The sequence below is a fragment of the Methylocystis sp. SC2 genome, assembly GCF_000304315.1.
GTDB lineage: Bacteria > Pseudomonadota > Alphaproteobacteria > Rhizobiales > Beijerinckiaceae > Methylocystis.
Window position 1 is genome coordinate 1,085,601 of sequence record NC_018485.1, and the last position, 18,651, is coordinate 1,104,251.

The 18,651-nt window shown below is 61.4% G+C and carries 19 protein-coding genes and 2 tRNA genes; 9 read left to right on the forward strand and 12 right to left on the reverse strand.

Features of this window, described 5'->3' with window-relative positions:
- Nucleotides 1-120: 120 nt before the first annotated feature.
- A complete protein-coding gene (locus BN69_RS05125) occupies nt 121-2,859 on the forward strand; it encodes a glycoside hydrolase family 2 protein (RefSeq protein ID WP_014890498.1) in 2,739 nt (912 codons plus the stop codon).
- 23 nt (nt 2,860-2,882) lie between these two features.
- Nucleotides 2,883-4,706, forward strand: a complete 1,824-nt coding sequence (locus tag BN69_RS05130; RefSeq protein WP_014890499.1) for an ABC transporter ATP-binding protein — start codon at nt 2,883-2,885, stop codon at nt 4,704-4,706.
- A gap of 17 nt (nt 4,707-4,723) precedes the next feature.
- Here BN69_RS05130 and BN69_RS05135 read toward each other — a convergent pair whose 3' ends face one another.
- From BN69_RS05135 to BN69_RS05155, 5 genes are all read right to left on the reverse strand, one after another.
- Nucleotides 4,724-5,938 carry a glycoside hydrolase family 1 protein gene (locus BN69_RS05135; protein ID WP_014890500.1) on the reverse strand — a complete coding sequence of 405 codons (1,215 nt, stop codon included), beginning with the start codon at nt 5,936-5,938 and terminating at the stop codon, nt 4,724-4,726.
- Between the two features lie 34 nt (nt 5,939-5,972).
- Complete coding sequence (locus BN69_RS05140) at nt 5,973-7,268, reverse strand: family 1 glycosylhydrolase (RefSeq protein WP_244435041.1); 1,296 nt, start codon at nt 7,266-7,268, stop codon at nt 5,973-5,975.
- Between the two features lie 364 nt (nt 7,269-7,632).
- The gene (locus tag BN69_RS05145; RefSeq protein ID WP_014890502.1) at nt 7,633-7,926 is read right to left on the reverse strand and encodes an HdeA/HdeB family chaperone; all 294 of its coding nucleotides are present in this window, start codon (nt 7,924-7,926) and stop codon (nt 7,633-7,635) included.
- An 18-nt stretch (nt 7,927-7,944) separates the two neighbouring features.
- Complete coding sequence (locus BN69_RS05150) at nt 7,945-8,334, reverse strand: HdeA/HdeB family chaperone (RefSeq protein ID WP_244435042.1); 390 nt, start codon at nt 8,332-8,334, stop codon at nt 7,945-7,947.
- 240 nt (nt 8,335-8,574) lie between these two features.
- Nucleotides 8,575-9,711 carry a HupE/UreJ family protein gene (locus tag BN69_RS05155; protein WP_041926804.1) on the reverse strand — a complete coding sequence of 379 codons (1,137 nt, stop codon included), beginning with the start codon at nt 9,709-9,711 and terminating at the stop codon, nt 8,575-8,577.
- A 320-nt stretch (nt 9,712-10,031) separates the two neighbouring features.
- Between BN69_RS05155 and BN69_RS05160 the strand changes: the two genes are divergently transcribed.
- The gene (locus BN69_RS05160; RefSeq protein ID WP_014890505.1) at nt 10,032-10,532 is read left to right on the forward strand and encodes a copper resistance CopC family protein; all 501 of its coding nucleotides are present in this window, start codon (nt 10,032-10,034) and stop codon (nt 10,530-10,532) included.
- Nucleotides 10,533-10,658: 126 nt separating this feature from the next.
- Nucleotides 10,659-11,225, forward strand: coding sequence for a hypothetical protein (locus BN69_RS05165; protein WP_014890506.1), 567 nt, complete (start codon nt 10,659-10,661; stop codon nt 11,223-11,225).
- Between the two features lie 34 nt (nt 11,226-11,259).
- On the opposite strand, the gene BN69_RS05170 is transcribed toward BN69_RS05165, so the two are convergent.
- Complete coding sequence (locus BN69_RS05170) at nt 11,260-12,474, reverse strand: PepSY-associated TM helix domain-containing protein (RefSeq protein WP_014890507.1); 1,215 nt, start codon at nt 12,472-12,474, stop codon at nt 11,260-11,262.
- Nucleotides 12,475-12,668: 194 nt separating this feature from the next.
- Between BN69_RS05170 and BN69_RS19050 the strand changes: the two genes are divergently transcribed.
- The 5 genes from BN69_RS19050 (at nt 12,669) to BN69_RS05190 (ending at nt 16,212) form a co-directional block, all read left to right on the forward strand.
- The gene (locus BN69_RS19050; RefSeq protein WP_148277034.1) at nt 12,669-13,040 is read left to right on the forward strand and encodes a hypothetical protein; all 372 of its coding nucleotides are present in this window, start codon (nt 12,669-12,671) and stop codon (nt 13,038-13,040) included.
- 252 nt (nt 13,041-13,292) lie between these two features.
- The gene (gene bufA2 / locus BN69_RS05175) at nt 13,293-13,550 is read left to right on the forward strand and encodes a BufA2 family periplasmic bufferin-type metallophore (protein ID WP_041927169.1); all 258 of its coding nucleotides are present in this window, start codon (nt 13,293-13,295) and stop codon (nt 13,548-13,550) included.
- Nucleotides 13,551-13,937: 387 nt separating this feature from the next.
- Nucleotides 13,938-14,627, forward strand: a complete 690-nt coding sequence (locus BN69_RS05180) for a hypothetical protein (protein WP_014890510.1) — start codon at nt 13,938-13,940, stop codon at nt 14,625-14,627.
- A 177-nt stretch (nt 14,628-14,804) separates the two neighbouring features.
- Entirely contained in the window at nt 14,805-15,482 is a 678-nt protein-coding gene (locus BN69_RS05185) for a hypothetical protein (RefSeq protein ID WP_014890511.1), read from the forward strand.
- Nucleotides 15,483-15,885: 403 nt separating this feature from the next.
- Complete coding sequence (locus BN69_RS05190) at nt 15,886-16,212, forward strand: TIGR02300 family protein (protein WP_014890512.1); 327 nt, start codon at nt 15,886-15,888, stop codon at nt 16,210-16,212.
- Between the two features lie 21 nt (nt 16,213-16,233).
- On the opposite strand, the gene BN69_RS19955 is transcribed toward BN69_RS05190, so the two are convergent.
- The 6 genes from BN69_RS19955 to BN69_RS05215 form a co-directional block, all read right to left on the reverse strand.
- Nucleotides 16,234-16,356: a hypothetical protein gene (locus tag BN69_RS19955; protein ID WP_256364808.1), complete on the reverse strand. Its 123-nt coding sequence runs from the start codon at nt 16,354-16,356 to the stop codon at nt 16,234-16,236.
- 126 nt (nt 16,357-16,482) lie between these two features.
- A complete protein-coding gene (locus BN69_RS05195) occupies nt 16,483-16,665 on the reverse strand; it encodes a hypothetical protein (RefSeq protein WP_014890513.1) in 183 nt (60 codons plus the stop codon).
- Between the two features lie 132 nt (nt 16,666-16,797).
- Nucleotides 16,798-16,871 (reverse strand) — tRNA-Gln (locus BN69_RS05200).
- A gap of 44 nt (nt 16,872-16,915) precedes the next feature.
- Nucleotides 16,916-17,302, reverse strand: coding sequence for an HU family DNA-binding protein (locus BN69_RS05205; RefSeq protein WP_041926805.1), 387 nt, complete (start codon nt 17,300-17,302; stop codon nt 16,916-16,918).
- Nucleotides 17,303-17,723: 421 nt separating this feature from the next.
- Entirely contained in the window at nt 17,724-18,119 is a 396-nt protein-coding gene (locus tag BN69_RS05210; protein ID WP_014890515.1) for a hypothetical protein, read from the reverse strand.
- Between the two features lie 341 nt (nt 18,120-18,460).
- Nucleotides 18,461-18,534: transfer RNA gene (locus BN69_RS05215), tRNA-Gln, on the reverse strand.
- Nucleotides 18,535-18,651 lie beyond the last annotated feature (117 nt).

Consider the following 18,651-nt stretch of genomic DNA (forward strand, 5'->3'; position numbering starts at 1 on the left):
TAAAAATACTGCGCGTTTGGGCGTTCGCTGTGTAGAAAATCGTCTGTGGATCGCTCATTGTTATAGTCGACCAACGCATCGATGCTCCGGCGCCGGCACTCTTGGTCGAGGTGAGGTTAGGTGAGCGCAGCGCGCATATCCCTGGACGGGTCGTGGGACTTCAAATATCTCGGCTATGGCGCCAAGCCGGCCGAGAGCCGGACGATTCTTGTCCCAAGCCCTTGGCAAGCTCAGTTCGCCGATCTGCGCATGCGCGGCGGCGTCGCCGTCTATCGCCGAGACGTCGAGATTCCGGAAGAATGGCTGGAGCAGCGCGTCTTCTTGCATTTCGGCGCGGTCTTCCATATCACCCATGTGTTTGTTAACGGCGCATTCGTCGGCAGCCATGTGGGCGGCTTCCTGCCGTTTCATTTCGACATCACGGATCGGATCGTCGATGGAAAGGCCGAGATAAAGGTGAAGGTGGAAAGCCCCACTGACGATCCATTCGAATTCCCGACGACGCCCTTCGCCGAAATGCCGTTCGGCAAGCAGAGCTGGTACGGCCCGCTCTCGGGAATATGGCAGTCCGTGTATCTCGAAAGGCGGATCGCCGATCACGTCACCACGGTGCGGGTGCGTTCATCGCCGGCGAGCGGCGAGATTTCGGCGCATGTGCGCTTCGAGAGCCCGCTCACCGACGCCGCCGAGGTGATGATTGCGGTCTTTGACGCAGAGGATAAGGTCGTCGCGCAGTCTTGCGCCAAACTGGCGGCGGGCGTCGAGCACGCCCTCGTATATTCGTTTGTGCCTGCGCCGCGCTGCTGGTCGCCTGACAGTCCCTATCTCTACCGTCTGCAAGTCTCGATGATGCGCCAAGACGTCGTCGTCGACCAAACCGAGACCACATTCGGTTTCCGCAGCGTCGAAACCCGCGACGGAAAACTGTATCTCAACGGCAAGCCCTTCTATCTGCGCGCCGCTCTCGATCAGGACTATTATCCCGACACGATCTGCACTCTGCCCTCCGTCGAATTTCTCGAGGACAGATTCTGCAAGGCGAAGCAACTCGGGCTGAACGCCCTGCGCTGCCATATTAAAGTGCCGGACCCGCGCTATTATGAAGTTGCCGATCGCCTTGGCCTGCTGATTTGGGCGGAGCTGCCGAACGCCGGGGATTCGACCGAACTCTCGCGAGAGCGCAAGGAACTCACGCTGAAGGGCCTTATCGATCGCGACGGAAACCATCCCTCGATCTTTTGCTGGACGCTGATCAACGAGAACTGGGGCGTAGATCTGGTCCATGACGCCTATCACCGGGCATGGCTGAAGAAACTGTATCTGTGGCTCAAAGCCTATGATCCGTCCCGGCTTGTCGTCGACAATTCCCCTTTGGCGCCAAGCTTTCACGTTCAGACCGATCTCGCTGATTTCCATTTCTATGCGGCCATTCCCGATAGTCGGGAGGACTGGGATCAGTTCGTCGAGGAACTCGCCGGGAGGGCCGATTGGCTCTTCAGCCCCGAGGGCGACGCCGTCATTACGGGACAAGAGCCGCTGCTATGCTCGGAGTTTGGCAATTGGGGGCTGCCCGACCCCGAGAAATTGAGAGACGCGGCCGGCGCCGAAGCCTGGTGGTTCGAGACGGGCCACGACTGGAGCGAAGGAGTCATGTATGCGCATGGCGTTCGCAACCGATTTCATGACTGGAGTCTCGATCGCGTCTTCGGAACTTTTGAAAGCTTCGTCGAGGCGACGCAGTGGCAACAGTATCGGGCGCTGAAATACCAGATCGAGGCCATGCGCCGGAAGCCGCAGATCGCCGGCTACGTCATCACCGAGCTGACCGATTGCCACTGGGAGGCGAACGGCCTTCTCGACATGCGCTCGAACCCGCGCGTTTTTCACAATCTGTTTCACTCGATCAATGCGGATACGGTCGTTCTGCCCACGCTCGATCGACCCGCCTATTGGTCGGGCGACGCCGTTCGCCTCTCGCTCTGCGTGGCGCATGGCGGGCCAAATCCGCTGGAGCCGGCGGCTCTCGACATAATGCTCGCCGAGCCGACGACATTGGAGATCCCCTCGATCGCGCCCGGCGCCGTGGTCGATCTCGGAACGATTTCGGTGGAACTCCCGGTCGTCGAGCACTCCTGCCTGCGCCGCCTCACCTTGCGCCTGCGCTCTCTTGAGGGTCGACTTCTCGCGAACAATGAAATCGACATCGCCGTGCATGCGAAGCCGCGACCGCCGGAGCTTTCGCTGTGGTCGTCACAGGATGACATTCGGAATCGATTGCAGACGCTCGGCTATGGATTGGCGGAAGGGGCCGAGACGGCGGACGTCGTCGTCGAGACGCAAGCTTCCGCCGCGCTCGCGGCCTATGTGCGCGCCGGCGGCCGAGCGGTTCTCCTGACCGAAACGCCGGGCTCGCTCACGCCATTCTTTCCGCACTGGCAGAACGTCAAGGTGGTGGCGCGCGACGGCACGCTCTGGCGCGGCGACTGGGCGTCCTCCTTCGCCTGGCTTCGACGGCAGGGTCCCTTCGCCGCGGTTCCGGGCGGGCCTTTGCTTGATCACGCCTTTGATCGTGTGATCCCGACGCATGTCATCTCCGGCTGCAATCTCCTTGACTTTCAGGCGCGCGTTCACGCGGCGCTGGTGGTCGGATGGATTCATCGTCCGGCCGCAATCGCGGTCGGACGCAATTACGGCACCGGCCGCATCGTGATCGCGACCTTCAAACTGTTCCGTGATCCTCCGGGAGAAGATCCAACCGCCGCGGCTCTGCTCGGCGGTCTGATCGAGGCTGCGGCGCGAAGCGCCGGTCCGGCGCCTGCGATCTCGAAGCTCGAACCCGTGGGCTGGGAAGACCTTTAGGCGAGCTGGCGCGTTATAGCGCCATGCATTCTGCGCAAGACATGTCGGACGTCGCGGTTTATCGCCGGGCGCTGACATATTTCCTACCTGACCGGCTGCGGATCGCCGCGCTTGTCGCAATGATCGCGGTCTCCGTCGGCGTGGGCCTCCTGGAGGCGTGGCCGCTGGCGGTGCTTGTCGACTCCGTGCTTTCCAGCGAGCCGAAAGGCAACTGGATACACAGCTACTTCCTCGCCTTATTGCCGAAGGACAAGCCCGGGCAGATCGCAGGTCTGGTCGCGATCGGGCTTGGACTGCAACTCGTCGGATATACGGCCTGGATGGGCCGCATGATGATCAACTATTACCTCAATTATCGCGGCACGACGCGGGTGCGGTTTGATCTCTTCACCAAGCTTCAAAATCTTGGCCTCACCTATCACCGCAGCCGACCGCAGGGCGATTCGATCTATCGTCTGACGACAGACGCCTTCGGCCCATGGGGCATCGTCGACGTCGTGATTGGAACCTCCGTTGCGGCCGTAACGCTCACCGTGATGACCGTTATTCTGTTGTCTCGAAACGTCAGTTTGACGCTCGCGGCGTTTACCGTCGCCCCCTTCATGATCTGGAGCAATTGGCGATTTGGCGTCAGAATCCACAAACGCGCGCTTGAGTCTAAGCAGATCGACGCCGATCTGACCGCGCATATTCAGCAGGCGATGGCGCGCATGCCTTTGGCGCAGGCGTTTCGTCGCGAGGCGTTCGAATTCAGACGCTTCTCCGGCGCGGTCTCCAGAAGCGTCCAGGCGCTGCTGAGTTTGAACTGGCAGGAACAGCTCTATCCTCTCGCGCGCGACGGCATCCTATCCATGGGCGGCGCGATCATTCTCGGCTATGGAGGCTGGCTCGTTTACCGCGACCAGTTTCTCGCGCCCGTCGCCGACGGAATGACCGTCGGGACGCTGCTCATTTTCGTCGACTACTTGCGCAAGCTTTGGGACCCGCTGAAATGGCTCAGCGAGTTCTTCGCCAAAGTGCGCATCTTCGAGGCCGCGTCGCGACGGGTTTTTCGTGTGCTCGACGAACCGGAAACCGTCGTCGATACGCCGGCGGCCCGCTGGATTTCCAGCAAGCCGAGAACTCTGACGCTCGAGCGCGTGAGTTTTGACTACGGAAGCGGCAAGCAAATTCTTACCGACGTTTCAGCGACGATACGCCCGCGCCAGATGGTGGCCTTCGTCGGCGCGAGCGGCGCCGGCAAAAGCACGCTCCTAAGCCTCATGCTTCGCTTCTACGATCCAACGAGCGGGGCGCTGCGCTTGGACGGCGTCGACTTCAGGGATGTGCGGCTCGAGTCGCTGAGGGCGCATTTCGCGCTCGTCGCGCAAGACAGCCTCGTGCTGCCGGCGACCATCGCAGAAAATCTCTCCTATGGCCGGCAGAGCGCAACGCGAGCGGACATCGAACGAGCGGCTGAGGAAGCGGGCGCCGCCGAATTCATCCACCCTCTGCCGCATGGCTATGAGACCGTGCTGGCCGAGGGCGGCGCGAATCTCTCCGGCGGTCAGCGGCAGCGGATCGCCATCGCCCGCGCGCTGCTGTCCGACGCGCCGTTTCTCGTCCTTGACGAACCGACGAGCGCGCTCGATCCCGAGCAGGAGCGTCGGCTGATCGGAACCCTGCACCGACTAAAGGGATCACGCACAATCATTCTCGTGACCCATCGGCTGGAGTCGGTCGTCGATTGCGACTGCATCTTCGTCATGAGCAAAGGACAAATCGTCGAACGCGGCGCGCATGACGCGCTCATCTCTTCAGGCGGCGCGTTCTCACAAGCGCGGAGACGCGCTGAAGCGGCGGAGTGACGACGCGGGGATCGCCGTCAACGCGCGGCGTAGCGCTTGCGCCGCGCAAGATTGAACTGCGGCTCGCCGCGACATTCAGCCTCCTGCTTCGACTGATGAAGCGCTTCGAGCGGCGCCGCGCCTTGCAGCGCTTCGGCCATCGGCTCGCATAGAAGACGGCCTGCGCCGGGATCGCGGTGACAGAGCGGATCCCACAGACCCATGGGCGTCCAGAGATCGCGATCATGCCACTCTGGCATTCCCAGGATCGGATAAAGGCATGCGCCGCGTAACGGCACGTTCTGCAGCAAGAGCGCGTGGCAGGCGCTGGCCACTTCGCACAGCCACGGTCCACGATTGTCCCCGACGTGGCTGGTCTCCGTGATCATGACGTCGCGGCCGTAGCGCTTCCAGACGGAGAGAATCAGATCCGAGAGCGGCGCGCGGCGCGGATCATCGTCGTCAAGCGGCGGCACGTTTCCATCGGCGTTGGGCGCATCGTTCAACTCCCACTGATTGGTCCAGTAGTAATTGATTCCGACCACGTCCAAATGTTCAGGACTGCCGCCGAGTTCGGGCAGGAGCCTCCCGCACAGCATGTCCCAGCTTTGAAACACCAGCCTCTCATTGAAATCCTGCGCCTGAGGAGCAAGATCCGGCCTGTCCTTGGGACAGACGACGCGGCACAGGGGATCGACATTCACAAAGCGCGCATCGGGACAGGCGGCGCGTATCGCATTGATGCCGGCGATCGCGCCGCGCGCGAGCGCGACCTTCAGCTCCCAGCCGCGTCCAGCCCCATAGGGCGCGAACAGCGCCTTCTCGCCGCCGGCGTAGGCCATGAACGAAGGCTCGTTGATCGGCGTGAAGACGCAGCGACCATCCATCCGCGTGGCCACGAAACGCGCCACCGCATAGCAGTAGTCGGCGAAACGCCGGGGAAACGCCTCGGACCAAAGGTCGACGTCCTGAGGAAAACCATAGTGAAAGAGGTCCCATATCACCCCAACGCCGTGGCGCTTTGCGGCCTCGATGAACGGTACGAGCGAGGAGAAGTCATATCGGCCGCGGCAGTCGACGAGCGGCCAACGAACGGTCTCACGCGCGGCGTGCAAGCCCAGCCGCGCGATGTCGGCGTAGTCTTCGTCGACATTGGCGTCGTGACCTGTCGCGACGACTTGATCGAACCACTCGCCGTGCCGGTTGAAGCCTGTCGATCCTTCAAACCCGGCCAGAAAGAAACTCTCAAACATGCCTTCACTCCCCCGATCGCTCGTGGAGGCTGCGCTATGACAGCCGTGGCGTTGGCGCGAGCGGACCCACCGCAGCCGCGCCACCGAACGTCAGTCGACGATAGGCGTCGACAAGGGGCGTCTCAACACGGTCCAGCCGCCCCGAGGGATCAGGATCGAGATCCCATAGCCCCATTTGCAAAAGATGATCGTGGAGGGGCCGCAGCCCCTGACGATAGGCCCATGTCACCAGCGCGAACATCGGCCACCACGTATAGCCCACCAATGGAACGCCCTTCGCGCGCAGCGACTTTACCGCCTCGACCGAGTCGGCGAGCCAGGCCTGCCGCTGTCGCACCGAACCTTTGGTCGCGGTTTCCGAGATCATGATCGGCGCGCCGTAACGTTCAAAATACATCTCGCCGATCTTCGTCAGCAGCGCGCCGGAGGCGTAAGGCATCCGAATGCGCAGCCGCCCGAAACGGTCCCGCGACATCCGCTTGAGCGTGAAGATCGGGTAAAGGTTCACCCCAATGACAGAGAGTTCAAGCGGGCGTTCGCGAAACGCGTTCAACGCGGGTTCCGCCGCGCCCTGCCCGAGCAGCCAGGTCCACAGCGGATGACGCGCATCGACGCGCCCGCTGATGAGATCGAGCGCAAGAAACACGATCCTTTGACGCCGCTCCGCCTCCTCGGCCAACGCCGGGTCGCTCGACTCGAAAACATCGGTGGCGTCGACATGAAACGCCACGATATCGGGGTCGACTTCGTGCAGCGCGCGGGTCGTCTCGACGATGCCGCGACAGATCGACAGCATCACCGCAACGAAGCTTGGCCAGCTGCGTCCGTAGGGCGGCCACCAGCCCAAACGTCCGCAATACCATGCGGTGATCCGAGGCTCATTTAGCGGCGTGTACCACCTGATCCTCCCCCGGAACCGTTCGGCGAGTCGCGCCGCGTATTCCGCAACGCGCCTTGGATAGTCCTCGTTGAGGAAGGCGTGCTCCATCCACTGCGGCAAACCGTAATGCACGAGATCGACGATCGGATCGATGTTAAGCTCCAGCATGCGCTCGAGCGCGGCGTCGACGAAGCTGAAATCCCAAGTTGCCGGCGCCGGTTGCACGCGATGCCAGGGCGCGCCGTAACGCGCGCAAGGAACGCCCAAGCGCGCCATCAGCGCGATATCCGCTTCCCACCGCCGGTAATGATCCGTCAGCTCATATTCGTCGAGCATGCGCCCGGTTCGCGGATGCGGAGCGGTGATGAAGGTGTCTTCAACGCCCGTCGCCCACAGAAAGGCGCCGGGCGCAGTGAGCCGATCGAGTTCCCTTGCGCTCGGAAGCATCATGCGCAGTTCATCGACGCGGCGGGGGCGAATGGCTCGCCGGCCCGGGCGCCGCGGCGTGGAACAGCAGGCGGCGCAGGCGCGAATCCGATGGCGCAGGCGCGTCGTTCATCGCAGGCGTCCTCCGTCTCTTCGCCGTGCATCGTTCATGAGCCGCATGCGCGCGCTCACGCTCGAGCCTGCAGCGGCGGGCCGGCCCCTACCTTAACCCTAAAGATCGACGTCGGTTCCGGCGCGCCGGCGCATCACGTTCGGGCTGCAAAGAGAGCCGGACCACGGCGGACTGCCGCGTTGGAGCTGTGAGCAATGAATTCATAAAGGAATGGCGAAGCGCACGGCCGACTCCTGGCCGTGCGCCTCATTCAGGTCAGCGGATGTTCTTTTGGATCGCATCCATGAGGGAGGACTTGGGCTTCTTCTTGCAATAATGCGTGATTTTATCGGTATTGCGCTTCATGTAACGCGAATCGATTACGGTGGTATTGTTCTTGGAGTTGAAATAGCCCCGCATCCAGTTGGCGACGAAGTCCTGGGTGTCCGCGTCATATTCGGCGAACTGCTTGCAGGTGATTTCCGACATTTCGATCATGACCTGCGCGCTGGCCGGAACGGCGAGGGCGACCGCGGCGAGAGCGCCTGCGAAAATAAGTTGGCGATTCATGGTGGTTCCCCGTTCCTGTTACTTCTGCTCAAAAGCGCGCTGCAGACCCGCCATGACCGATTCATTCGGATTGGAAGCGCACCAGCTCTTCACGCTGGCGGAGTTTTTCCGGAATAAATTCACGTCGATAAAGGTTCGGCCGCTTTTCTGTGCGAACCAGCCGGCCATAAAGGCGCCGAAGTCTGCTTGATCGTCGGCCGGCATCGCCAACAATTCCCCGCAGGTGATGCGGGTCATGTCGATCTTGACCTGCGCGTTGGACAGCGAAGGCGCGAGCGCTCCCGCCGCGGCAAGCGCAAATATCAGCTTCCTCATAAGATTTCCTCCGATAAAACCAGATTTCCGAAGCGCCGCCTCATCCCGCGGCTTTCGCAAGGCAAAGGGTTCGCCAACGCTGGCGGTTCCCACAATCGCCCGCGCCTAGCGCCCCACCCCGGCGCACTTGAACTAAACATTAAAAAATTGAAAGTCCATCGGCGTGATTTGAGCATCCTTGGCCGCTCCGGAGCCATTCTGTCTTGCCGGCCCAGGTATTCAGCGTTTCCGAGCATCGTCATCCAGCCCGCTTTTACGGGCGGTTTCGCTTTAAAAACAGAGTTTAGTCGAAGCAGTTCTTCAATTCAGCCGAACCCGGAGCCTGAATAATCGCTAGCCCAGCTCGGAAACGCGCACAAAAAACCAATAGGCGCCAAAGCACGCGATAATCGCTGAGCAGACCTGTACGAGCAGTGGATCGCGCTGACCGCGCGAGAAAATCTTATCCGTCATTAGAAGTAAGGGGAGAACGATGAGCACGACGCCGATCTGACCGACTTCGACGCCAATGTTGAAGCTCGCCAGCGCCGGCACGATGGCGCGCTGAGGAACGCCGAGTTCAATCAGGCCACTCGCGAAACCAAAGCCATGGATGAAGCCGAACGCGAATGTGTCTCGCCAGCGACCGTCGACCTTGCGCGTGAAGAAGTTCTCGACGGCGACATATATGATCGACAGCGCGATCGCGATCTCCACCCAACGGCTCGGCAGATTGACGAGTTCGAGCGCCGCGAGCGACAGCGTCACCGAATGCGACACTGTGAACGCCGTCACAATCTTGACGACGGGCCAGATGCGCGTCGCCCACAGCATCACGGCGATCAGGAAGCACAGATGATCATAGCCCGTCACGATGTGCTCGACGCCGGCGGATAAAAATTTCGGCGCAAGCTCCCAAGGCGTGAGCAGCGGCTTGGAAAGATCGATCATCGGGTCGCCGGGATAGATCATCACCTGCCCGGGCGCCGGCTCCCGGCCCATGCGCTGCGCCTCGGTCAGATGGGATTCATCGCCCTTCTCCCCGATGCTGACGAGTTGTTTCGCGCGCGGACCCTGCGCATCAAGAAGTCTGAACGGATTGTAAAAAATCTGTCCTTGAACCGCGCTGCAGTCCATCCGCAGCACAACTTTCGAGTCATAAGGATTAGTCGGATCATCGCCGACCGAAACGACCGTGCTCGCGCAGGTCCGACCTTCCGCATTCCGCAGATCGACGCGCGCCTGAATGAATTTGCCGATCATGCCCTCGATCACGCCGGGCTCGGTGAGATCGACCTCGTCGCTCTTCGGTTTGTTCTCGGCGAACATGCGCTCGATGTCAGTTCCCAGAAAGCCGACCTCGACGCGATAAAGACCGCGCCCTTCCGGCACGATGCGGCTGCTGGAGATATTCGCCGTATGGGCCTGCGCCGGCGCACTTGTGAGAAACGCCACAACGAGGGCGACCGCGCCGTTCAGCAACCACACCATCGGGCGGACTCCCTTGACGCGCCGCGCGCCTGCGGCGTATGCACTTCGTAAAAAAGATGCATATCGAGGCGGAAGGGCAAGCTCAAGTCCATCAGCGCGGCAGCCTTGCGCGAGGAGCGCCGAACGCAATGCGATACGATTTTGGCGCCGCAGCGGAATGGCGTCGCTGGTCGAGTCTGTGACAAAATGAGCGATCGGCGACTTGCGGCGCACGCATTCTTTGCGCGCGAGCGGGCTCGGAAATGACTATCGGATTCGGACTTCGCCCCATGACGAAGAGCGGACAGGCAAGAGTCTCCCGTCGAAAAGGCCCTACCTGGATGTCGGTCGACCGGCATGCGCGCCTGCTATCGTTGGCTGGGGCGATCCTGTCCGTCGGCGCGACGCCTGCGCCCGCCACGGCGTACGGATCTGTCTCTGATTCCTCAGGTCGCGATCAACAGCTTAGCCCTGCCCCGACGATCAATCTCACCGGCCCGTCGCGCCCGCCGCGAGAGCCGCAACGCCCGGCGATCATTCTGGCGCATGCGATCGTCGTCCGCACCTCCCCCGCGCAAGGCGGCGTCGGCGCCGAAGACATCGGAAAAGTGGATGTGTGGTACGACGCCGGCATTCGCGACGCCTTCGCCGCATTGGCGGTGGTGAGCGCATCGGGCGAAAGGGTCGACAAGCGCGACGCGGCGATCGATAGCGCGGATCCAAGCCATGTGTCGGTGGGCGTGAACCGGTTGACTCCCGGCAAATACACCGTGCGCTACAGGGCGCTTTCGGCTGACGGGCATCTCGTCAGCGGCGCCTGGGAATTCGAGGTGCGTCCGTGATGCGCGTCCTTGAGGCGCGCCGGCGAGAGCGCAGCGCGTCTCGAAGGCGCGAGGGCGCAGCGGCGGTTATGATCGGGCGATGAGGCGAAAGCCGCTCTTCGGCGTAAGGAAAGGAAACGGAAAGCGATGAGTCCTGGCCGTCTGAACGCACTGGTTTTCGCAGGCATCGTGCTGCTGATTGGCGTCAACGGCGCGGCGTTTTCCTATCGTCTATGGGGTCCGGCCCTCAATCAATATGTGGACGACTTTTGGAAGGCGCATACGCTAAAGCCTGCGATGAAGGCGGGCGATCGCACGATTTCGGAATGTCTTGGGGTCAGCGATTTCTATTCCGTGCACCTCACGACATATTTCCTGCCGGACTCCGAAGAGAGCGCCGGCGGGGCGACGGACGATTTGAGCAAATATGCCGAATATTGCGATCGCGTGCCCGGAACGGGAAAGGTGATTTTTTCCATCACCCTCATGGAAAAAGACGCGAGAAACGAATCCGTCGCGCTTTCCTTCTATCAAGTCGATACGGATGGCGGTCTTAAGCAGATCAATGCGCTGCCGCCTCGGCCCCGCTCAAGCGGCTTTGTGACTTTGGACGCGAACGTCGCTCACAGGGGCAAATACCTGCTGAAGCTCGCCTTTGGCGAAGCGAAGAACGCCGAAGACACCATCGAGATGCCGATTTCCGTCGGGCAATGATCAGGGCTTTGCAAAGCGAACCGGCGCGCGGTTTTCAATATCTCGCACGCCTTTGCGCGCGGCGCCTGTGTCGCCATCTCAGAAAGCCGGTGACGTAAAGCGCAAGCGGCGTCAGCCCGATACATAGAACGATCGAACGTCCGACGGCGCCGAAAGCTTCGCCCGAATGCAGCGGGAATAGCCATTCCAGAAATTTCTCGCCGGCGGTGAAGCCATTGCGATCCTGCACCTGCAGGACTCGGCCGCTGTACTGGTCGACGCTGACATTTCTGCTTGTCTTGGTCCGGTTGGGCTCCTCGTCCGATTGCTTGCCGACGACATAAACGCCGCTTGGCGCGCTTGGCAGAAGAATCCAGTGGAGCCTGCCATCCGGAAAGATTTCGTCGGCGGCCGCAACCGCCGCGCCGACGCCAATCGGCGATTGGCCCGGAAGCGGCGTCGATTTTCCAAAATCAATTTTGGGACGCACCGGAGAAAACAAGGTCGTCACCGACCGCGTCGCCGGCTTGAAGATCATGGCGATGCCAGTGGATAACATGATCAACAATATGGCGGCGCAATAAATGCCGACGCTGCGGTGCACGTCATAGGCAAATCTTTCGGCGCTGGCGCCCCATTTGATTTTCAGTCCCAGTCGCCAATCGCCATTGAGCGGGAACCACAGATAAAGTCCGACGAGGATGGAAAAGAAAACAAGTATGGCGAGCGAACCGAGGACATAGGCGTTGTTGAATCCAAGCAGCAACGTCCAATGAAAGGTCATGAGAAACGGAATGAGCGGCTGCGAAAACGACGCGCCGCGATGCTGATAAAGGCGCCGCCCAGTGACCTTCGCCGTGTAGGGATCGACGAACAACTGATATACGTCGGTCTCAAGATCGTCCGTCTCGACCATATAGGTTATCGCCGCCGCCGAGCCCGGATGGCGCGGCATCGTCAGTCTCTCCGCCTTGCCGTCCGCCGGCATCGCCGCGAAGGCGGCGCCGAGAATGTCGTCCGGCGAGCGGTAAGAAGCCTGCGCGGGCGTATCGACGCGCATGATTGAAGCGTTCAGCAGTTCGTCGATATCCTCGCGAAACGCCAGAACCGCGCCGCTGAGCCCGACCAAAACGAACACGGCCCCGACGAAGAGGCCGATGGTTCGGTGAATCTGCAGAAAGACCTTGCGTGCGACGTCGCGCCGACGCCCGATACGCGGCGGCGACGCCGCCCCTCTGTTGGGGCGGGCTTCGATCGTTCTCTCGATCATTGCGTTAACTACGGTCCGCCAGCGCCTTCGCGCCTCATCGCATCCGATCCCAGCCGTTTCAGGCGGCCCTGTCAACAGAAGCCGCGGCGTTCAGGCGACGCCCAGTCTGACGTCACGCGCCATCAAATGCGCCAAGCCAAGGAAGCGGTCGGCTTTGCAGGCGACCGAAGCTTCGGCCTCATGGCGCTGGCCTCATGACGCCTCGCGCTGGCCTCGCGGCGCTGAATGCGGTCAGCGCCGGCGCATCCCTTGCGAGGACATCACTTCTACTCGCGCCGCCGCTCGACGAGCAAATAGACCATGCCGCCAATCGCGACGATCGCCCATGTCGCAACGGTCAGGAGCCATGTTTCTCCGCTCCACATTTCGCCTTCCCGCGAATTGCGCCCTCACCTCGCGCGCGCTTGGCTGAAGTTCGCCACGCTTTGCAGCGCCGCCGTCTGCGCGCGAATCTGAGGCGTTTAACGCCGCCCGGCCAAGAGCAGGTTCCGAAAAAGTTGACAGACTTTTTCGATGAGAACCTGCTCCAACGTTTTGATTTTGAGCGATTCCTTTCGATCACATGATTCCATGTGATCGGAAAGCGCTCTAGTATGAACAATTTCATATAGTATCATACCTAAATGTCAAGCAATTCAGCTCCGAACACGAGTTTGTTGAGTGAAAGGACGCTCTGCGTCGCACGCGGCGGCGCATATCTCCGACTTTCGCGAAGTTCTCCTTTGGTTGCCATTATCTTCAGGTCATGCTTGCTTTCCACGACAGGGCGAAGCATGCCGACAACCTTCGAGAAGAGTCCGAAGGCGAGAGGAGGAAAAATGAAAAATGATGTGCGCAAGGGTGCGACGCTGGCCGTTGCCGCTGTTTCCATCGTTCTCGCTGGCGCTGCGCCGCCCGCAAAGGCGGCGTCGACCGGCAAAGTGCATTGCCTCGGCGTCAATAGCTGTAAGGGCAAGGCCGACTGTCACTCGCCCAAAAACGCGTGCAAGGGCATGAACGCCTGCAAGGGCCAGGGCTGGGTCTTTAAGGAGACGGCCGCAGCCTGCCAGGAGGCAGGCGGTAAGGCTCTCGACTGACCCCCGCCTCATAGTACGGCGCGCCCGCCATGCGCGCAGCGCGCTCGCCTCTTGAACTGGGGCGGACGTTTGGCGCGCGTCGCTCGCCGCCTGAGCGGCGCGGCGACGAACGCCGAGCCCCGCGAGAGGGCGCGTAGCGGCGACCGCCCGTATCGGGGTGGAGATCGACGCGATCGAGCGTCGAGCATGAGCGCGACGGCGCATTCCAAAGCATTCGCTCAATCCTATCGCGGAAGCCTCGCGATTTGCGCGCCGCGATGCGAATCCCCTTCGGACTTTGACTTTTTTCGCTTCCAAAGTTTGCGCGCTCGGCGGGGATCTTTGCCGGCGGCAAACGGCCGCTAATTAGATCTTGTCTTTTGGGGGCATCGAAGTTGAGAGGCGAACATGTCGATAACGGTCGGCGACTCCACTTTTCCCGAGCGCGCCAGCAGACGGGGCGGCTTGATCGATGATGTTGGCGGCGTAGCAACCGTCATCCTCGCTGTTTTCGGACTCATCGGCCTCCAGGCGCCGATCATGGCCGTGATCGCGACAATTGTGTTCGGCGTCACGCTCTTGATCCAGGGCAACGGCATGATGTCTGAGTACGCCATATGTTCGGCTCTGCTCAGCGGCAGGCCTTCGATCAACGGTTTTGCCGCCGGCAGCCGGTCGGCGGTTATTCTGCTTGGCGCCGGCGGCATCGCTCTGGGCGTGCTTTCGCTGCTGGACTTCGACTCGGCGGTGCTGACGCCAATCGCGTCAATCCTGTTCGGGAGCGCGCTGGTCTTGAGCAGCGTCTCTGCGTGGCATCTCAATGTCGTCAGACGCGCGTCCAAGGGCGAGGAGTCTTCGCGAGACATTCTTGCAAGCCAAATGGCTTTTGATTCCGCCGGCATTCAGATCTTTGGCGGCTTCGCCGCAGTCGTGCTCGGCGTTCTTGCCGCGGCGGGGACCAGGAATGACCTTACGTTCAACCTCGTAGCGCTTCTCATTCTCGGCTCCGCGCTCGTGCTGAAGGGCGGCGGCCTGAACGCCATCCTTCTCAGCTTTATGCGCGCCACTTCGCGACGGCCGCCGACTCCGCGCGTGTGACGCGCAGATTGAAGCGTCCTGGCGCGGGCTATGACTTGGCTTGCTGCTCTCAAAAGAGCTGCCTTTGAGCTTGAGCGGCGTAACGCGCTGTAGATCTTGACTGGGTGAATCCCGCGCTATGTGGAATTGCGCGCGCTCTTGCTCGTGTGGCGATATCGCAATTCTGGAGGCACTGTCATGTCCATTAGTTCTCGGGAGTCGACATTCCGCGAAACGGCGGCGTATGGGGGCCTGATCGATGCGATTGGCGGTCTAGCCACCGTCGTTATCGCCATCGTCGGATTATCGGGCGTGAACGCCCCGATGATGGCGTCAATCGCCACGGTCGTCTTTGGCGCCGCCTTGTTGATCCAAGGCGGAACCATGCTGTCCGAATATGCCCAGATTATCTTTCCGGCAGGGTCAAGAACCACGAGCGTCGAGGGATTTGGCGGCAGCAGCCTGTCGGTCGTCTTCCTCGCCGGCGCGGCCGGCATTGTTCTTGGCGTGCTTTCGCTGCTCGGCATTGAGCCTGCTACACTGACGCCGGTCGCCGCGATCGCGTTCGGCTCGGCCCTGGTTCTGAGCAGCAACGCCGTGTGGCAACTGCATGTGCTCAGCCAGGAATCGCTGAAGAGCCGCAATCAAGCTGGCGCTGGCGCCGGTGAAATTCTCGCGAGCGAGATGGCCTTTGGCTCAGCAGGCATTCAGGCGCTCGCGGGTTTGGCCGTGATCGTGCTCGGGGTTCTCGCAATAGCGGGCGCGGCGAATGATCTGACCCTTAACCTTGTCGCATTGCTCGCCCTTGGCGCGACGATCGTGTTCACGGGCGGTAGCCTGAGCGCCACCCTGCTGAACTTTATGCGCGCGCCCTGAGAGGTCGCGCGCGCGCCGCTTGACGGTGTAAGCATCGCAGACTCGCATCGTCTTCTCCGTGGCCGCCGGTGTCCGAACCGGCGGTCTCGGCATGCTCCGATTCAGATTTATGCCTGTTCCGGCTGCGAACCGTGTCGCGTTTGCGGTGTCGACGGCGCTGACCCTGTGGCGGACCGGCCGCCGCCTTGTATTTCGATGATCGCATCCCCAATTATTAATGGCGGTTTCTGCGAACTTCGCGGCGCGCCTCGAAATATTGTCAGCCGATCTTCTCCGCCGTGCTAACACTCCATAGCCACTGAACTGGCGGAGAGACGCCTCGCGCCGAGTCGTCCCCGGGGGCGATACAAACATTCTGCCGCGCGCCAGCGCCCGCAGTCCGAACTCCGAAGGGATAGACTCAATGGCCAAAGCTGAACTCGGCGTGAAGCGCCGATGCCTGACGTGCGCAACTGCTTTTTACGATCTCAATCGCGCGCCGATCGTCTGCCCGAAATGCGCCGCGGTCTTTCAAGTCGTCGAGGTCTTGCGTTCGGCGGCGAGGCGACCGGCTTACCATTCTTTCGCCAGGTCGGCGCCAGTCGCGCCGGTCATCGCGCCGATTGTCGACGATGTCCTCTTGTCAACGGCTGACGAGGAGGAAGACTCGCCGGCCGATGAGGAAGAAGACAGAATCGAGGCGGTGCTGGAAGAAGTAGAAGCGGACGTCGTCGAAACCGCTATCGAATAGGCTGTTGGCGTTCTGAGCCGCTTAATCGAGGCTTGGATCGATCCCGGCCAAGGACAAAGCGAAGACGACGATGCACAGGGCGAGCGCAACCGTGACGCCGACGAGCGGCGCGGCAAAGCTTGGGAGGTTTTTGAAGAAGCGCATGAACCCGTTCGCCTGAGAAAGATCGCGATCTAAATGGCGAGCCGTTAAGAGTAGGTTTACTGACCGCTGTCAAGTGGGAAAGCGAAGCTTGGCGACCGCCCATCGACGATTTGCCCGGTCAACCGTCTATTTGCGCCGCATTCGACGCCAGGCGTTGAAGATCCAGGCGCCGACGAGCAGCACGAAAAGATAGACGACCGCCGCCAGAGCCAGTTCCGGGAGCTGATCCGCCACCGCTGGCCAAAAAAGGAAGGCGAGGAGCGTGACGACTCCTGCGACGAGGGCGGCCAAGAGCGCATCGTAATGCATCGTCCGCGAAGCCTCCGACCTGAACCGCCAGTCCGATGAAATCGGTCATGGCCCGACGTGGAGCGGATCAAATCCCCTTCAGGGAACGTCGCGGCAGAAACCATGCTTGGCGCGCCAAATTATGGAAATTCTTGGCTGGGGGACCTGGATTCGAACCAAGATTAACGGAGTCAGAGTCCGCTGTTCTACCGTTGAACTATCCCCCAACGGCGCCGCGCCGGCACAACGCGACGACCTTGTCGATGACGCTCTACTTCGTCGCCGCCGACTTCAGTTTGGCGAGCGGCCGGATTTTGACGCGCACGCTTGCGGGCTTGGCGGCGGCTTTGACCATCTCGCCCGTCGCAGGATTGCGCACCAACGTCCCCGCCTTGCGCGCCGGCACCTTGCGAAGGGTCGCTTTCAGAAGGCCCGGCAGGGTGAATTCGCCCACGCCGCGCGGGTGAACTGACCCGAGAAACACATTCTCCAACGTCGCATAGACGCCCACCGCGGTCTTGCGAGGAATGTCATTTTCCTCGGCGATCCGGTTGATGAGAGCCGATTTCGTAAATGTCTCTTTGATAGGCCGAATGGCGGCAGGCTCAGCCTTGCTGACCTTCCTGCTCGCGGCCTTCACCGGTTTTCCTCTAGCCATATGATGTCCCTTATAAAATAAGCGCCTGCATTGTTGCTCATCCGCACAGATGCGATTGCTAACGATTTCATTGGTGATTCGCAAATTTCTGCGCAGCAATCGCAAGCGGCGGAAGCTCCCGCGTCAACGCAATACTGATAATGTTGGGTGAGGAGATCATGGCGACGCCCTCGGCCTGGCCTCGTTCAGGACCCTGTCGAGTGAACATCGGCGCTCCATGGGAGCGCAGCGCTGAGCCTGCCGGACGCCTGGCGCCGGTTAGGTCAGCGCAGATGTTGCGCAGCGTTCGCTGACCACCGAGCCAACCAACTAAAAATCAGCTTCCGTCCGATTTGCTCGAACTGAATCGCCTCGCGCCGAGCGATTTCCGGCAAGTTCTCTATGACGTTCGCGCGCTTCGGCTCGCGGCTTCACGACCGCGCTATCTTGGCAAGCGCCCCTTTCGGGTTTTCAGCGCATCGGCGCCGAGCCCCAGACCTTTGCCTCCCTGCGTCTCGCCGGTCGATCCGCCCAAATCGAAACCGGGCCGGTCGACTTGCTCGGAATCGCCCGTCTGCTCTGGCCTGTCGGTCCTGGGCGACGGCTCCTTCGTCTTCTCGGCGGCTGACTTGATGTCAGGTTGAAGTCCACCGTCGCGCGACGGGCGGCGATTGGCCGGATTGTCCTTGTATTCGTCGACCTGAACGCCTTTGCTGTCCAAGCTCTGTCCGGGTCGTCTTTGCGCCTTGTCGCGATTGCTGAGGATTTCGTTCTTCCTCACCTTTTCATCGTCCAGTTCGGTCCTCGCCCCGGTTCCACTGCTTTGTCCTGTCGACATTCTGCCTGCTCCTGTTCGCTCCACGGGGACTGCGGCGCCTAACGAAACCAACCCCTGGACGCGGCGAGGGTTCCCTTCCGGGCCGCATCCGCGCCGGGACCCATCGCGGCAACCGCAAGGATGGCCGGAACCTCGTCGGCTGCGTTACGGACGGCTCGACGTCGGCCATCCGGCGAGCGCCGTCGCAATGCGGTAACGCGCGAATGATGGCGCTTCGCTGAGCTTCATGCTGCTTGGGATCGGCGATGCGGCCGCAATCTTCCGCCGGCCTTTGGGTCTCGGAAATCGCGACTGTCGCCGCCGATTCTGAACAGGCGCAAGGGCAAGTCGCGAAGCGAGTCTGGCTGGGGGACCTGGATTCGAACCAAGATTAACGGAGTCAGAGTCCGCTGTTCTACCGTTGAACTATCCCCCAACGGCGCGCCGCGCAGAGCGCGCGCGAACGGCTGGTGACTTAGAGAGCGCCGCCGACAGTGTCAACCTTCCGGCCGCCAACGCCGCCGCGCGCGCTCTTAATGCTTGCAGGAAACGC

What these genes read in the sequence shown, in the direction of transcription:
- BN69_RS05130 (WP_014890499.1), top strand. Translation starts at nt 2,883, where the DNA reads ATGCATTCTGCGCAAGACATGTCGGACGTCGCGGTTTATCGCCGGGCG.
- BN69_RS05135 (WP_014890500.1), bottom strand. Translation starts at nt 5,938, where the DNA reads ATGTTTGAGAGTTTCTTTCTGGCCGGGTTTGAAGGATCGACAGGCTTC.
- BN69_RS05140 (WP_244435041.1), bottom strand. Translation starts at nt 7,268, where the DNA reads ATGATGCTTCCGAGCGCAAGGGAACTCGATCGGCTCACTGCGCCCGGC.
- BN69_RS05145 (WP_014890502.1), bottom strand. Translation starts at nt 7,926, where the DNA reads ATGAATCGCCAACTTATTTTCGCAGGCGCTCTCGCCGCGGTCGCCCTC.
- BN69_RS05155 (WP_041926804.1), bottom strand. Translation starts at nt 9,711, where the DNA reads ATGGTGTGGTTGCTGAACGGCGCGGTCGCCCTCGTTGTGGCGTTTCTC.
- BN69_RS05160 (WP_014890505.1), top strand. Translation starts at nt 10,032, where the DNA reads ATGTCGGTCGACCGGCATGCGCGCCTGCTATCGTTGGCTGGGGCGATC.
- BN69_RS05165 (WP_014890506.1), top strand. Translation starts at nt 10,659, where the DNA reads ATGAGTCCTGGCCGTCTGAACGCACTGGTTTTCGCAGGCATCGTGCTG.
- BN69_RS05170 (WP_014890507.1), bottom strand. Translation starts at nt 12,474, where the DNA reads ATGATCGAGAGAACGATCGAAGCCCGCCCCAACAGAGGGGCGGCGTCG.
- BN69_RS19050 (WP_148277034.1), top strand. Translation starts at nt 12,669, where the DNA reads ATGACGCCTCGCGCTGGCCTCGCGGCGCTGAATGCGGTCAGCGCCGGC.
- bufA2 (WP_041927169.1), top strand. Translation starts at nt 13,293, where the DNA reads ATGAAAAATGATGTGCGCAAGGGTGCGACGCTGGCCGTTGCCGCTGTT.
- BN69_RS05180 (WP_014890510.1), top strand. Translation starts at nt 13,938, where the DNA reads ATGTCGATAACGGTCGGCGACTCCACTTTTCCCGAGCGCGCCAGCAGA.
- BN69_RS05185 (WP_014890511.1), top strand. Translation starts at nt 14,805, where the DNA reads ATGTCCATTAGTTCTCGGGAGTCGACATTCCGCGAAACGGCGGCGTAT.
- BN69_RS05190 (WP_014890512.1), top strand. Translation starts at nt 15,886, where the DNA reads ATGGCCAAAGCTGAACTCGGCGTGAAGCGCCGATGCCTGACGTGCGCA.
- BN69_RS19955 (WP_256364808.1), bottom strand. Translation starts at nt 16,356, where the DNA reads ATGCGCTTCTTCAAAAACCTCCCAAGCTTTGCCGCGCCGCTCGTCGGC.
- BN69_RS05195 (WP_014890513.1), bottom strand. Translation starts at nt 16,665, where the DNA reads ATGCATTACGATGCGCTCTTGGCCGCCCTCGTCGCAGGAGTCGTCACG.
- BN69_RS05205 (WP_041926805.1), bottom strand. Translation starts at nt 17,302, where the DNA reads ATGGCTAGAGGAAAACCGGTGAAGGCCGCGAGCAGGAAGGTCAGCAAG.
- BN69_RS05210 (WP_014890515.1), bottom strand. Translation starts at nt 18,119, where the DNA reads ATGTCGACAGGACAAAGCAGTGGAACCGGGGCGAGGACCGAACTGGAC.